Annotated in this window: 11 protein-coding genes; 4 read left to right on the forward strand and 7 right to left on the reverse strand. The window is 52.1% G+C overall.

The features are described from left to right. Positions 1 to 42 precede the first annotated feature (42 nt). The 7 genes from R2083_RS14335 to R2083_RS14365 form a co-directional block, all read right to left on the reverse strand. The gene (locus R2083_RS14335) at positions 43 to 465 is read right to left on the reverse strand and encodes a PIN domain-containing protein (RefSeq protein ID WP_317538849.1); all 423 of its coding nucleotides are present in this window, start codon (positions 463 to 465) and stop codon (positions 43 to 45) included. Beyond that, complete coding sequence (locus R2083_RS14340) at positions 455 to 679, reverse strand: hypothetical protein (protein ID WP_317538850.1); 225 nt, start codon at positions 677 to 679, stop codon at positions 455 to 457. Before R2083_RS14340 ends, R2083_RS14335 begins: the two co-directional genes overlap by 11 nt. A gap of 102 nt (positions 680 to 781) precedes the next feature. Then, on the reverse strand, positions 782 to 3,904 hold the full coding sequence (locus R2083_RS14345) for a CusA/CzcA family heavy metal efflux RND transporter (protein ID WP_317539008.1): 3,123 nt from the start codon (positions 3,902 to 3,904) through the stop codon (positions 782 to 784). A gap of 12 nt (positions 3,905 to 3,916) precedes the next feature. Continuing rightward, positions 3,917 to 5,494: an efflux RND transporter periplasmic adaptor subunit gene (locus R2083_RS14350; RefSeq protein WP_317538851.1), complete on the reverse strand. Its 1,578-nt coding sequence runs from the start codon at positions 5,492 to 5,494 to the stop codon at positions 3,917 to 3,919. A 24-nt stretch (positions 5,495 to 5,518) separates the two neighbouring features. After that, positions 5,519 to 6,865, reverse strand: a complete 1,347-nt coding sequence (locus R2083_RS14355; protein ID WP_317538852.1) for a TolC family protein — start codon at positions 6,863 to 6,865, stop codon at positions 5,519 to 5,521. 216 nt (positions 6,866 to 7,081) lie between these two features. Next, the gene (locus tag R2083_RS14360; RefSeq protein ID WP_317538853.1) at positions 7,082 to 7,471 is read right to left on the reverse strand and encodes a hypothetical protein; all 390 of its coding nucleotides are present in this window, start codon (positions 7,469 to 7,471) and stop codon (positions 7,082 to 7,084) included. Positions 7,472 to 7,528: 57 nt separating this feature from the next. Beyond that, positions 7,529 to 9,127, reverse strand: a complete 1,599-nt coding sequence (locus R2083_RS14365) for a hypothetical protein (RefSeq protein WP_317538854.1) — start codon at positions 9,125 to 9,127, stop codon at positions 7,529 to 7,531. Positions 9,128 to 9,312: 185 nt separating this feature from the next. Between R2083_RS14365 and R2083_RS14370 the strand changes: the two genes are divergently transcribed. The 4 genes from R2083_RS14370 to R2083_RS14385 all read left to right on the forward strand — a co-directional run bounded on the left by R2083_RS14370 (position 9,313) and on the right by R2083_RS14385 (position 14,526). Further along, positions 9,313 to 9,702 carry a Fur family transcriptional regulator gene (locus tag R2083_RS14370; protein WP_317538855.1) on the forward strand — a complete coding sequence of 130 codons (390 nt, stop codon included), beginning with the start codon at positions 9,313 to 9,315 and terminating at the stop codon, positions 9,700 to 9,702. A 2-nt stretch (positions 9,703 to 9,704) separates the two neighbouring features. After that, positions 9,705 to 10,028: a hypothetical protein gene (locus R2083_RS14375; protein WP_317538856.1), complete on the forward strand. Its 324-nt coding sequence runs from the start codon at positions 9,705 to 9,707 to the stop codon at positions 10,026 to 10,028. A 143-nt stretch (positions 10,029 to 10,171) separates the two neighbouring features. Then, positions 10,172 to 12,235 (forward strand): TonB-dependent receptor, encoded by a 2,064-nt coding sequence (locus tag R2083_RS14380; protein WP_317538857.1) that lies wholly within the window; start codon positions 10,172 to 10,174, stop codon positions 12,233 to 12,235. A 107-nt stretch (positions 12,236 to 12,342) separates the two neighbouring features. Beyond that, positions 12,343 to 14,526: an adenylate/guanylate cyclase domain-containing protein gene (locus tag R2083_RS14385; protein ID WP_317538858.1), complete on the forward strand. Its 2,184-nt coding sequence runs from the start codon at positions 12,343 to 12,345 to the stop codon at positions 14,524 to 14,526. Positions 14,527 to 14,821: the final 295 nt, after the last annotated feature.

The raw sequence follows: 14,821 nt of genomic DNA on the forward strand, positions 1-14,821 counted from the left end.
GGAGTAAATCTCGAGCATTGTCGAAGCAAACTCTTTTGTCCTTCACTCACGAAACGGATTTTCAATCAACAGCTCACCGACTTGCTGTCCGTGCTGCAAATCTTCTGTGTATAAGCGGGTGCAACCGGATTCAAGTGCTGCAGCGACAATCAAGGCATCGTAAAAGCTAAAGCCGCAACGTGCCTGAAGTTCGAGCCCCTGTTGATACAGGGCAAGACTTGGCATGGTTTGCCATAGCGGAATCAAAATTTGCTCGAGAAAGCGCCGGGCATTTTCCGTACTCATCGGGGATGGCAGTTTGCGGGTCACAACGTTGAGTGTTTCCTGGATCACTTGGTAACTGATACAAGCATTGCGCGTCTCCAGCGCCTGCTGAATCAATTTTTCCGCGATTGCGCGTTTTCGATCATCGGTTTCATCGAACAGGTAGATGAAAATGTTGGTATCGATAAAATCACCGCTCATTCATTTCCTCGCGCGTGAATTTACGGCCGCCCGTTCGCACTTGTCCGCGCAATTCTTCGATCAATGCCATCGCCGATCCGGTTTTCTGCTCCTGTCGGACATAATCGGTCAGCCAACGGCGAAATTGCTCGTTCAATGTGGTTTGTTCAGCACGAGCACGGGCACGGGCGGCTTCGATCAATTTGTCATCCGCGCTCAAGGTAATATTCTTCATCGCTATATCCTCTCAAATATTGTGTGCACGATTTAAGTGTACACTATTATGTGTAATTAGATTGTAAGCGAATCGAGCAAAAATAGAGCCGCCAGCCATTCTTTATGCACTCGCCCGCCGTATCGAAACCCCCTTCACCACCGCATACACCGCCGGGAAAATGATCAGTGTCAGGATCGCCGCCGACACCATGCCGCCGACCATCGGGGCGGCGATGCGGCGCATGACTTCGGAGCCGGTGCCGGTGCTAAGCATGACGGGTAGCAAGCCGACCACGCTGCCGGCGATGGTCATCATGACGGGGCGGATGCGGTACACCGCGCCTTGCACCACGGCGTCGTACAAATCCGTCAATGCTACTTTCTCAGCCATCGCTTTGCGTTGCCGGGTGATCGTGGTTAGCGATTGGTCGATAAACGTCAGCATCACCATGCCGGATTCGGCGGCTATGCCGATCAGACCAATGAAACCGACCACGGCAGCAATGCTGAGGTTGTATTCCAGCCAATACATCAGCCAGATGCCGCCGACCAGCGAGAACGGTATCGACAACATCACGATCAACGTTTCGGTTAAGCGGCCAAAATTCAAATACACCAGCAAGAACACCATCAGAACAGTCAACGGGATGACGATTTTTAGTTTCTCGGTGGCGCGCTGCATGTATTCAAACTGACCGCTCCAGGTAGCATAGTAACCCGGCGGAAATTGCACTTGCTCGCGCACCGCCTGTTGCGCATCGGCGATATAGCCGCCGATGTCTCGGTCGCGGATGTCGACGAAGATGTAGGCGGACAGCAGCGCATTTTCGGTGCGGATGCTGGGCGGCCCTTGCACCAGTTTGACTTGCGCCAATTGCCCCAATGGAATCATCGTGCCGCCCTGAGCTGGTACTAGCACTTGCGTGGCGATGGCCTGCGGATCGCTGCGCAGTTCGCGCGGATAGCGGATTGCGACATCGAAACGTTCACGGCCTTCCACCGTGGTGGTAATGACTTCGCTACCCATGGCAACGGAGACGACGTCGAGCAAGTCGCCAACCGTCAGGCCGTAACGCGCCAGCGCCATCCGGTCCGGTTCGATGTCTAGATAATAGCCGCCGGTAATCCGCTCCGCATAAGCACTGGCGGTGCCGGGCACGGCTTTCAGCACGGCCTCGATCTGCTTCGCGATGGCCTCGATTTCTTTCAGATTATTGCCAAAAACTTTAACGCCGACCGGGGTGCGGATGCCGGTGGCCAGCATGTCGATGCGGTTTTTGATCGGCATGGTCCAAGCGTTCGCGACACCGGGAATTTGCAGTGCTTGATCCAGCTCGGCGATTAATTTATCGATGGTCATACCGGGCCGCCATGCGTTTTCCGGCTTCAGGTTAATGATCGTTTCAGTCATTTCCAGCGGCGCCGGATCGGTGGCGGTATCGGCGCGCCCGGCTTTACCGAACACCGAGGCGACTTCGGGAAAATTCATGATGATTTTGTTTTGCGTTTGCATCGTTTCCGCCGCTTTGGTTACCGAAATCCCCGGTAAGGTGACAGGCATGTATAACAGCGTACCTTCGTTTAATGTTGGCATGAATTCAGTGCCTAACCGCATTGCCGGATACACCGTAGCTGCCAGCACGCCCAGTGCGATCACTAATATGGATTTTTTCCAGCGCATCACCCCGGCCACAACCGGCTGGTACCCGCGAATCATCCAGCGGCCCAGCGGATTATCTTCTTCGCGCGGTATCCGCCCGCGGATCAACAGCAGGATCAGTACCGGAACCAGGGTGATGGATAACATAGCCGCACCGGCCATGGCAAAGGTTTTGGTGTAGGCGAGCGGCTGAAACATACGCCCTTCTTGCGCTTCCAGCGCGAATACCGGCAGGAATGAGACGGTAATGATCAACAAGCTGAAGAATAATGACGGACCGACTTCCTGGCACGCGGTGATAACCGCTTGCGTGCGCGATTCGCCCGGCCCGGCACGCGCCAAATGCTTATGCGCATTTTCCACCATGACGATGGCAGCATCGGTCATTTCCGCAATCGCCAGCGCAATACCGGCCAGGCTCATAATATTGGAATTGATGCCGAGCTGCGCCATGGCAATGAATGCGATCAGCACGCCAACCGGCAGCATGATGATCGCCACCAGCGCGCTGCGCGCATGCATCAGAAACACCGCGCACACCAACGCCACAATCGCAATCTGCTCGACAAACACTTCTCGCAGCGTCGCAATGGCGCGGTGAATCAATTCGGAACGATTGTACACCGACTCAACCGACACACCCTGCGGCAGACCGGATTTGATCTGATCGATTTTCGCTTCGAGATCGTGAATCACATCCAGCGCATTTTCGCCGTAGCGCGCCACCGCAATGCCGGAAACCGCCTCACCTTCGCCGTTCAGCTCGGTGATGCCGCGGCGCTCACCGGGAACCAGTTCCACCCTGGCGACATCGCGTAACAGCACTGGTTTACCGATATGCGCCCTGACTACCAGATTCTCCAGATCGCTGCTGTTGCGCAGGTAACCGCGGCCACGCACCATGTATTCCGTTTCCGCCAATTCGATGACACGTCCGCCGACGTCGCGGTTACTCGCGGCGATCACTTCGGTGATACGTTTCAATGGAATGTCATACGCTTGCAGGCGGCGCGGGTCGACCGTGATTTGGTAGGTTTTAACGAACCCGCCGACGCTGGCGACTTCCGAAACGCCGGATACGGTGGTTAATTGATAGCGCAGGAACCAATCTTGAACAGCACGCAATTCATCCAGGGTGCGATCCTTACCCGTCACAACGTACTGATAAATCCAGCCGACGCCGGTGGCATCCGGACCAAGCGCGGGCCGTACGTCGCGGGGTAACTGGTTGGCGGCAAAATTCAGATATTCCAGCACGCGCGATCGCGCCCAGTAAATATCGGTGCCGTCTTCAAAAATGACATAGATGAATGAAACTCCGAATGCAGACAAGCCGCGCGCCACTTTTGCGCGCGGCACGGCCAGCATGGCCGTGGTGAGCGGATAGGTGACTTGATCTTCGACAACTTGCGGCGCTTGACCCGGATATTCCGTGTAGATGATAACCTGCACGTCAGACAGATCGGGAATCGCGTCGACCGGCATTTTCCATAGCGCGTAGAGTCCCCACCCGGCGATAAATAAGGTGCTCAGCAACACCAGGAAAACATTACGGATCGACCATTCAATGACTTTTTTCAGCATCATGGTGTTCCCTTAGTGATCGTGAAAGGTATCCGCAGGCTGGATACGAACAATGACAAACTCGCCGTCCGGTTCTTCGGCGATCTCAAAGATAACTTTTTGCCCCGGCTTGAACGATTGCAGCAATGCCGCTTCCCGGATACGGAAATCCATCGTCATCGCAGGCCACTTCAGGCTTTCGATCGGGCCATGCGCCAGCGTCATCGTGGCATGCGCGAAATCAATCGCATCGATGCGTCCTTCACCGCGGTATTGCACTTGAGAAGGTGACAAGACAGCCGAACTGGATTCGACTTCCTGCTTATCAACCGGGTAATAGGTGTTGTGGCCGAAACTATCGAGCGCGCTTTTGAAGTTGCTCTCCGCATCGATCAGGAAATTCGCCTTGACGACCACGTTTTCACCGGCCCGAAGCCCGCCCAGCACCTCGGCATAACCATCAGCATGCATGCCGAGCTTGACCGTGCGCGGCTCAAACCGGCCCGAACCCAAATCAACCAACACCATCCGCCGGGTGCCCGTATCCAGCACGGCGGAATCCGCGACGGTCAGCACTTTATGCTTGCTGTGAAACGACGCGAACTCGACCCGCGCATACATGGCGGGTTTGAGTAAACGATCGGGATTCGGCAGCACGATGCGCACGCTCGCGGTGCGCGTTTCCGGCGTGACCGCCGGATAGATGAAAGCGACTTCGCCGTTGAAAATCTTGTCGGGATAAGCATCCACCCGGACTGTCACCAGCTGACCGGGATGAATCATGCCCAGATCCTGTTCAAATACATCCGCCAATATCCACACGCTCGACAAATCGGCGAATTGATACAACATTTCCCCCGGCATAAAACGTTGCCCCATGACTGCTTGCTTTTCCATTACCACGCCATCGGCTGGTGCACGCAGCGCCATGTACTGCTGCACTTCGCCGGTCTGTTGCAGGCGCCGTAGCTCGGCTTCGGCAATATTCCAATTACGCAGCTTCTGCAATGCGCCATCGACCAGCCGCTGCATCGCGGCACGCACAGCCGCATCGCCATTCACGACGGACTGCAACCCTCTGATCGCGATCAGATACTCCTGCTGTGCGGTAATCAGCTCGGGGCTGTAGACATCCATCAAGGCCTCGCCTTTCTTGACCGCTTGCCCGGTGGTATTGACGTACAGCCGGTGTATCCAGCCCTCAAACTTGGTCACGAAGGTGTATTGCTTGCGCTCATCGGTTTGAATCGTCGCAACCGCCCGCACGGTGCGGATCAGTTCACGCATCTCCGCGGCTTCGGTACGCACACCGAGCTTCTGCACTTTTTCCGTGCTGATGGTCACAACATTCTGTTCCGCAGACGGTTCCTTGCCTTCATTTTCATAAACCGGCAGATAATCCATGCCCATTGGATCTTTCTTCGGCACCAGCGAAGTATCGGGCAGCCCCATCGGATTGCGGTAATACAGCACTTTCCGTTCCCCGTTAGCGGCTTGCGGTGCGGCAATTCCGGTGTCTGGCGACGATTGTGTTTTCCCCCACCAGTAACCTGCAGCCAGTGTGGCGGTCAGCATCATTGCAGCGCTGATTTTCTTAGCGGTAGATTGCATAGAAAGCTCCATAATCGGTATTCGTTAGTGTTGCTTCTTGCCAATCAGAAAATCGATTTCTGCCAGCGCTTTGTTGTAATTCGCGATCGCGGTAATCAGGCTGGTTTCATAGTCGAATACCGTCATCTGGTTATCCAGCAAAGTCAGAAAATCAACCCGGTTTACTTGATAGGCCGCCAGCGCGGATTCAACGGTTAGCTTTGCCTGCGGCAGAATCGCGGTCTGATAGAGTTTGACCGATTTCATACTCTGTTCGGCCATCGCAATCTGCTGACGCAGTTTTGCCGCGATGTCATTACGCTGCGCCTGATACAAACTGATTGCCTGGTCACGCATGGCTTGCGATTCCATAATACGCGGCTCAATTTTGTTGCCGCGCCATACCGGCAAGTTGACCGCCACAGTCATACTGACCATGTCGTCACGCCGCATGCTGCCCAGCGTGTTATCGCGCTGACCGTACGATACGCGCACATCGAAATCCGGGTAGTACGCCTTGCGCGCCAGATCGGCGGATTTCTCATTGCGTGCAATCAAACTCTGTAGTGCCAGCAATTGCGGGCGTTGCGTCCAGGCTTCTTGTTGCAGCGCTTCCAGCAGCAAAGGCGTTTCGTGAATCTGCAACAATACCGGCGCCGGAATCTCGCCGCGCGTGCTACGCCCCAGCGCGCGGATGAGTTCGGCTTCAAACGCCGGTAGCTCGCGCTCGAGCCCCAACAACCTGTCCAGCATTCTCGATACTTGCATTTGCGCTTTCAGCACATCGGCCTGACTGCTTTCTCCAACCTGATAGCGCGCTTCGGCCATGCGTAGAAAGTGTTCCAGTGTTTGCTTATTTTTCTCAACCAGCTTGATCATTTCCAGCGTAAGCCCAAGATCAAAGTAGGCGGTTTTCAGATCATGCACGACGCGGTTAACCGTTTCATGGTAGCCCTGCTCAATGGCTTCCGCATCCTTGCTGGCGACTTCCTTGCGCAAACCGCGTTTACCGGGAAACGGCAAGCGCTGGGAAAGACCGATCATTTTCATCGTCATATCTTCGCGGTTAAACGGCGATGACGCCAAAGGCGCATTGATCACGCCCGCCTCGAGCATCGGATCGTCCAGCGCCTCCGCCGGTGCGATGCGCTGCCGGGCTGCTTCGCGTTCTTGATAGGCGGCCTGAATCTCGGGATTGTTCTCCAACGCTTCCGCAATCAAGCCGGGCAACAATACCGCATGGCGAGCATTGGCTGTTGTAAGCGTTTCTGCTGGAACAGCGCGGCTCAGCATGGTTGTTCCAGTTTTACCGGCCAACATTTCTTGCCCCTGCGCTGCGGTTGTAATGGCGGTAGCTAGCAGCGCGATCACGATCACACCGGCGCGGTTCATCGCAGCCTCCTGAAGGTGTTTTGCTGTTGCTGACGAGTGTTAAGAATGAATGATACGAACATGCTTGTCCTCCTAGCAGGTAATCTCACCGGTTCCGCCGGTGATGGGCAGACATTGACGATAATTGTCAATATTTCATGGCTTGCGCAGCATTCGCGCAAGCACAAAGCTCATGCAAGAAATTGCACTTTTTACCTGACACTCAGGCAAAAAGTGCTAAAGGGAGATTACTACCGGAGGACGTTGCGGGTGTTCCGGCACAAACGAGACAAAGCCGGAATCAAATGAAGCAATGGTGGAAGTATCGGTAACTGGCATGGATACGGCAGCACCCGGAAGCACTGGCGTATGACTGTACGCATCGCAGGAAGTATCGTCGCACGGCAAGCTGGCTAAGACATGCCCGGCATGCTCACTGGTACTATTGTCCGTTTGCTTATGGCAACCATCATGATGGTGATTGTCGATGATAATCGCTGATTTGTCATGCGTAGCGGTGAAGTTTTTTTCCTGTACGCAGACTGACAAAATAGCCGCTGCAGCGCCTTGCAACGGGAGCCACAGCATGAAAAAAACCAATAGCCATTTGTAGCGATATGCTTTCATGTCTTTTATTATAAACAATTTTCAGATTTGACCAATTAAATCCAGAAAATTACTTATTCATTTGTGCGACTGGTTAGATAGGGTCAACTGCTGATACTGTTGCTGGTATTGCTCTGCTTTGGACTGATCCCCAGCTTCTCTTGCTGCCTGTGCTGCACGATAAACACCATTGCGCCGGTTGGGCGTGCGTATCAAGGATGCTTCCAATTCCTTCAACGCATCACTGGGTTGCTTCAATTCCAGCAATAATTCGCCGAGCAGTTCTCTGGCCGGAATGATTGCGCCGGGCGTGACATTGTCTTTTTCGGTCGAATCTTCCAGGTCCGCCGAAGCACGCATGAGTTTCACCGCTTCTTCCGTTTCACCTTCCGCATAAGCAATCCAGGCAGCTACCGCTAAGCGTTGGATGTCGATTTGACTGGCGGTGTAGTCTTTATTGTCCGCTTGATCGGCATTGCGTAAAACCTTCAGCTGCCGCAGGCTGTAGTGGGCAATGTCCATTTTTCCGCTGCGCGCGGCACCTAAACCACGAGCAAAGTGCGTGATGGCCTCGCACCAGCCAAATTGCTGCCAAGGAAAATCCGCTGGCAATACCTCGAGTTTTGCGGCTTCACTCCACTCGCCGCGTTCTATCGCATAACGCGCTGGAATCGCAGCAAAAGCATAGGCGACGGTGGTATTTTCCGGCTGCGCTTTTTTGATGCCTTGCAGTTCGCGCAGAATTTCCCTGGCTTTTTCCGTCTCACCGCTTTGCAGATACGCGTACATCATGTAATCCATGAAATGGAACTGCTGATCCCAAGTTCCGGACAATGCATTTTTCCGCGCGTGATCTTTTGCCGCATGATAGGCGGCCAGATTCGATTGCGCCGCATCCTGCCATAGCCCGAGCCGGATGAAAATATGCGAAGGCATGTGCAATGCATGCGGCACCGCCGGTGCAATGTGCGTATAAGCGCGCGCCGCGCTCAATCCAAGCCCGGCGAGTTCGGGGTAATCGCTGCTGTGAATGATGTAATGCGCCACGCCGGGGTGTTCCGGCTCATGTTCCAGCACCTGCTGCAATAGATGTAATGCTTTCTTCTGATTGGCAAAAGTCTTGTCCTTGGGCGATGCCGTGGAAATCAGCGCTAAAGCATAGAACACCGCAGCCTCCCGGTCATCTGGATTGTGTTTCAGGACTTGTTCCATCGCTTTCTGATACATCAGCTTTCTGGTAGTGAGGTCCACTTTTTCATCTTCGGGATACAAAAAACTTACGGCTTCAAGGTAAGCTTTCTCACGCTCTGTCTTGATTGCCAGCTTTTTTGCCTGCTGCAACGCTTCGCGCCCCGTTTGCAGTTCTGCCGCAGTCGGCGCTGTCGCCCATAACTGGTAATACAGGCTCATCGCAACGCCCCAATAACCCATCGCGCAAGCCGGATCGGTAACGGTCACTTGGCGGAATGTCTTTCCGGCTTCGTCGTACCAAAAGGAATGCAACATCGCGACGGCTTGATTGAACTGTGCTTGCGCGGCTGGCGCACAGGAAACCGGGAAGGTCACTTTTCCCAGATTTTTCTCATCGAATGCACCGGCATGATGATCCCCATCCGCTCGCACCCCCCCGGCGGACATCATGGCAGCGATCAGAAGAACCCATCCCCATTTTTTCATATCAATTCTCCAGTATTGGTAAGACTTCACCGGAATGAACAATCGACATTCTTCCCGATAGCGCCAAGTAATCCAGGATTAAAAGAACAACTTGTTGCGCCATGAAAATCACTTAGTTACAATAATCGCAACATTGTTGCATTTATTTAAGTATGCTTAATCAGTTTCATCATACCGCAGAAGACATGATCCGGCACAACGGCGGACGGGCAACTGTGGGCAGAACCGGAATTCTGGCCATTTTGCTGGCTGAGCAGCAGGCCATTACCCACCGCGAAATTGAACAACGCCTGCCACAAGCGCTGCAATTGGACCGGGTGACTTTATATCGCGCGCTAGAGTGGCTGGTCGAGAAAAATTTGATCCATAAAGTAACCAGCGACGACCGGGCGTGGCGTTATCACGCCAATCGCGAATTGCATTCACATCAACATGCGCACTTCAAATGCACAGGTTGCGCGCAAGTGATTTGCCTGGATAAATTACCGGTAGAAGCAAACTGGCCGCTACCGGCCGGTTACCGGTTCCAGGAAATTGAATTGACCGTCAAAGGCCTTTGCGCTAACTGCTGTTGACTATGCTACGCAAAAGCTTATTTCTATTTTTGACGCTGGCTTTGTTAGCTGTGCCGGTCTTCTTGCTGGCGCATGCTTTCACACATTATGCACAAACCGATGTGCTTGATGCCGCCGGAAGCGAAGCTGATGCCAGTGTTGATCTTGACGAAATTTGCTTCGATTGCGTCGCACTCACTGCATTAAACTTCATTCTGATCGCTTCGGGCCTGCTTCTGCGCAACCCGGCAAATCACCGCCGGTTGCCATTATGGGCCATGGGGCGTCATTCCAATCGCACCACACTTCCTTACTGCTCGCGCGCACCACCATTCCAGCTGCTCTGATTCTTGAGGTTGTTAATCCAGGCTTGACTTAATCATCAGCAATCGGTCGATTGCTTTGATTTGCATTGCTTACCTGTGATTGATCAGTTCCATTGGTGCAACTCAGTTGCACGGCAAATACCCGTCAGGGTTAGGAAAGTTGTATGGATTATTCTGATCATGAATCAAATAACGCGCGATGGCAGCGTAAAAACTTGCTGTCGAAACCGGCAACCATCACGCTGTTTATATTTTTGCTGCATCCGTTGCATAGTTCCGGGCAAACCGCCGGCAAAAACGTCGAGCTGCCCGGTGTGATGATTACTGCGCCTGTTTCAAGTTCGGCTGAATCGGCCGGATTCAAACCGGACACGGTTGTGTCAGGAGATCGTCTGCGCCGGAAAAGGGAAACCAATCTGGGCGATACGTTATCGCATGAACTGGGGGTCAGTTCCAGCAGTTTCGGTCCTGGCGCTGGCCGCCCGATTATCCGCGGTCAGGATGGGCCGCGCGTACAGGTACTGGAAAATGGCATCGGCACCGGCGATATCTCAACCATCAGCCCGGATCACGCCGTCGCGACCGAAACCTTAAATGCATCGCGCATCGAGATATTACGTGGACCATCGACATTGATGTATGGCAGCGGTATTTCCGGTGGTGTGGTGAACGTGATCAACGACCGCATACCCGACCGCTTATTCAAAAAGCCGCAAGCAAACTTTGAAGGGCGCTTCAATTCCGCGCTGGAAGAACGCAATGGCGCCCTCATGGCATCCGGCAGTTTGGGCAGGATGTCCTGGAATCTTGAAGGCGTGAAAAGAAAAACCAGCGATGTGCATATCCCCGGACTAGCGAATCCCAATGATCCGGACAGCGGCACCGGCTTGATCAGAAACAGCGCGATCGATTCCAGCAATTTATCGGTAGGCAGTTCGTACGTCGGCGAACGTGGCTTTGCGGGGATGTCGGTTTCAAGATTGGAAAATTTTTACGGTATTCCCGGCCCGGAAGGCGCGAAAATCGATATGGGTCAGACCCGCTACGGTCTGGCGGGTGATCTGGATAATCCGCTGAAAGGATTCCGGCAGCTCAAGATGCGCTTCAATTACAACGATTATCAACACAAAGAACTCGAACAAAGCGGCGCGGTCGGCAGCCGTTTCAGCAATAACGAACTGGAAGGACGCGCCGAATTAGCCCACAAGCCAATCGCCCAATGGCAAGGCATCATGGGCATTCAATTACAAAACCGCAATTTTTCCGCAAAAGGCGAGGAAGCTTTCGTGCCATCCAGCCTGTCGCAATCGGCCAGCGCGTTTATGCTGGAAAAACGCAATTGGCAACGCTGGCAGTTTGAAGCCGGTGGACGCTTTGAACATACCCTGCATAACCCGCAAGCAGCATCGTTGCAAGCACGCGATTTTAATTTGTACAGCATTTCCGCGGGAAGCGCTTGGCAATTCAGGGATGGCTATCAACTCAATCTGACGGCCACGCGCGGACAACGCGCGCCGAATACCGTCGCGCTGTATGCCAACGGTATTCATGTGGCCACCAACACTTTTGAGCAAGGCGCGCAAAACCTGCGCAAAGAAACTTCCAATAATTTCGATATTGCGCTGCAGAAAACCAGCGGCCTGATTACGGGCAAAGTGAATTTGTTCTATAACCATGTCAACGATTATATTTTTCAGCAAAGCCGTGACAGCAATGGCGACGGGCTAGCGGATAGAATCAACGATGAGGGCATGCTGGATAATCACGGCGCTTATCTGGTACAGGATTACACTCAAACCCGGGCGAAATTCTATGGCCTGGAAGCCGAAGCCATCGTTGCAGTAATACCGGATACGTTGAATTTGCGGTTATTCACCGATATGGTTTATGGCAGATTGAAAAATAACGGCAACATCCCGCGCATAACACCGCAACGTTTCGGCTTTGATCTGGATTTCAAGAAAAATGCCTGGCAAGCCAATTTCAACCTCACTCGTGTCACTCAACAGGATCGCGTCGCCGTATTGGAAAGCGAAACCCCAGGTTATATCCTGATGAACGCCGAAATGAGCTATCACATGAAACTAACCAAGTCGGTCAACTATACGCTTTTTCTGCAGGGCCGGAATTTGCTCGATAGCGATATGCGCGTTCATACTTCCTTCTTGAAAGATGTTGCTCCATTGCCGGGGCGAGCCATTGTCGCAGGGATTAGAGGCGCTTTTTAAATTCCCGCCGCATCCTAGCGAAGCTAGGATGCTTGCAAAATAACCGCTAAATGCTAATCTGCATGAGCAATCATTTCTGATACTTTCCTCAATTAGTTAAAGCGACTATGGGCAGATGGCTTAAATACTTTTTTTTGGGCATTTTTACCGGTTTGCTCGGCGTAACCCTCTATTTGTCACCTGCTGGCTTATGGTTGGAAGAACGATTCGGTTTGAACGCATTGTTTCTGTTACGCGGCGCAATCCAGGCACCCGATGAGGTAGTCGTCGTTGCGCTTGATCAGCAATCCGCCGCACAGCTCAAACTGCACGTTAAGCCACGACTGTGGCCGAGAAGTATACACGCACGATTAGTTGATCAGCTTGCGGCAGCCGGTGCCAACACTATCATCTTCGATCTTATTTTTGACACCCCCAGTGACATACCAGAACAAGATGAGGAACTGGCCAATGCCATTAAAAGAGCAGGCAATGTCCTGTTGGTGGAACGGCTGGATTATCAGGATTCGACATCGCTGAATCGGCTCGATGGCATTACTTATCAAGCGTTTATTCAAGAAGGCACTACTCAGCTCTTGCCAATCATCGGGGAGGCTGCAAAGGCCCGGGCGCCTTTCACATTGCCGAAAGCGGAACGAGTTCATCATTACTGGACTTTCAAATCGTATGCCGGTGATATCGCTACGGTGCCGGTTGTGGTATTACAACTCTATGCAGCGGCGTTGTACGAAGACTTTGCCCGGCTGCTCAGCTCAGCGGAACCGGAGCTTGCCACGCAATTACCCGCTCGCATCAACGAAGAAACGGATATTGAGGATCTGATCCTGACACTGCGCAATCTATTCGCAGGCAATCCGCGGCTAGCTGTTCAAATGAAAGAAGGTTTGGATCGCGATCGCCATTTAAAACCGGAAGAAAAGAAACTGCTAAGATCGCTGCTCGACCTGTACGCTGGCGATCAAACCCGTTACTTGAATTTCTACGGCCCGCCGCGCAGCATAAAGACCATTTCGTATGATCAAGCACTGCAATTAGAAAAGGGCGCGTTAAAAAATAAAGTCGTTTTCGTTGGATTTTCCGGCGCTACTCAGTCCGAGCAAGAAATCGTCCGGGACGATTACCCCACGGTATTTTCCAATCCGGATGGGCTTTATATCAGCGGCGTCGAGATTGCCGCCACGGCTTTCGCCAATTTGCTCGAAAACAAACCGGTCAGACCTTTGTCTTTAGCCGGTAATTTAAGTATTTTATTTCTGTTGGGGTTTGCCATCGGCATGGCAACTCAAATCCTGTCGACGCGCAAAACCATCGCTCTGAGTCTTTCCGTCGTCCTTATCTATACTTTCATTGCATTCTCTTTCTTTAAACATACCCTGATATGGCTCCCGGTCATTATTCCGGCCCTGTTAGTGTTAGTCGCGCTTATGCTCGCCTGGGTATTAAAAATTCTTAAGCTAGAAGGCTTTATTGGTAAATCCGGCCCGGCTCGAGAACTTGATCAGATCATTGAAGGGCGGGCAGGGAAATTCTCGGGTGCATGCCTAACGACCGATATCGCGGGTTACACGACACTGTCCGAAACAATGAATCCCTCTGATCTTGAGAAATTGATGACCAATTACCGGACTGTATTGAGGGATGCAATTGATCAGCATCATGGCAGAGTTATGGATACCACAGGCGACTCATCCCTCTCCATATGGATTAAAAAACCAGATAATCCACGCACACCAGCGATTTTTCGGCCGATCAGGAAAACGCCTAATTCCACTGAGAAGCTTCGTGCCTGCAAAGCAGCACTTGACCTTAATGCTGCCATTATGCGTTTCAACAAATTACATAATCCGCCGCTGCCAACCCGAATCGGCTTGCATTTTGGTGATATGTCACTGAACAAAAGCGATGGAACTTACCGCGTCACGGGAGATGTCGTCAATACAGCAAACAGGATTCAAAATACTAATAAAATTTTAAAAACGCGAATTCTGCTATCGAGCGATGTAATCGAAGAATTGGACGATTTTCTTGTCCGTCCTCTGGGAAGCTTTCAATTACCGGGGAGAACTCAATCCGTTGAGCTTTTTGAGCTGATTGCCTACCGGCAATCAGCCAGCAAGCAACAGCTATGGCTATGCGAAATCTTTGCAAAAGCTTTAAATGCTTATGAACTGAAACAATGGACCGAAGCCAGTCAGTATTTTTACGATATTCTGAGAGAATTCCCTTCCGACGGCCCGACCCATCACTTTCTGTCGTTGTGTTCCAAATATCAGAACGAGTCCTCCCCGTAACCTCTTTGGTTATCCTAAAAATAGACAGCGAGTAATTCATAGTAGCTGCTCAAAGAAATAAAATCATTGTGTTTTAAGAGCTCTTCTGTGAGAAAAGTCACAGACAGAAATATGCCTCTTTGATTAGAATCATTTACCTTATTGGTTATAAGGCCATCGATTCAGTATAATGAGAAAATGCATAACAAGTCTTCAATATCTTGTTATTTCTGATACAGAATTGCAAATCAATGCTCAACAATTGAGCTGATAGCGAAAGATCGATAATGAAAATATGTTGGGCAGTGGCAATCTA

Origin of the sequence: Nitrosomonas sp. Is35, assembly GCF_033063295.1 — a bacterium.
Taxonomy (GTDB): domain Bacteria; phylum Pseudomonadota; class Gammaproteobacteria; order Burkholderiales; family Nitrosomonadaceae; genus Nitrosomonas.

Bases quoted from the DNA above. Each gene is read 5' to 3' on its own strand.
- R2083_RS14370 (WP_317538855.1), top strand. From the start codon at position 9,313: ATGATCCGGCACAACGGCGGACGGGCAACTGTGGGCAGAACCGGAATT.
- R2083_RS14385 (WP_317538858.1), top strand. From the start codon at position 12,343: ATGGGCAGATGGCTTAAATACTTTTTTTTGGGCATTTTTACCGGTTTG.
- R2083_RS14360 (WP_317538853.1), bottom strand. From the start codon at position 7,471: ATGAAAGCATATCGCTACAAATGGCTATTGGTTTTTTTCATGCTGTGG.
- R2083_RS14340 (WP_317538850.1), bottom strand. From the start codon at position 679: ATGAAGAATATTACCTTGAGCGCGGATGACAAATTGATCGAAGCCGCC.
- R2083_RS14335 (WP_317538849.1), bottom strand. From the start codon at position 465: ATGAGCGGTGATTTTATCGATACCAACATTTTCATCTACCTGTTCGAT.
- R2083_RS14345 (WP_317539008.1), bottom strand. From the start codon at position 3,904: ATGCTGAAAAAAGTCATTGAATGGTCGATCCGTAATGTTTTCCTGGTG.
- R2083_RS14350 (WP_317538851.1), bottom strand. From the start codon at position 5,494: ATGCAATCTACCGCTAAGAAAATCAGCGCTGCAATGATGCTGACCGCC.
- R2083_RS14380 (WP_317538857.1), top strand. From the start codon at position 10,172: ATGGATTATTCTGATCATGAATCAAATAACGCGCGATGGCAGCGTAAA.
- R2083_RS14355 (WP_317538852.1), bottom strand. From the start codon at position 6,865: ATGAACCGCGCCGGTGTGATCGTGATCGCGCTGCTAGCTACCGCCATT.
- R2083_RS14375 (WP_317538856.1), top strand. From the start codon at position 9,705: ATGCTACGCAAAAGCTTATTTCTATTTTTGACGCTGGCTTTGTTAGCT.
- R2083_RS14365 (WP_317538854.1), bottom strand. From the start codon at position 9,127: ATGAAAAAATGGGGATGGGTTCTTCTGATCGCTGCCATGATGTCCGCC.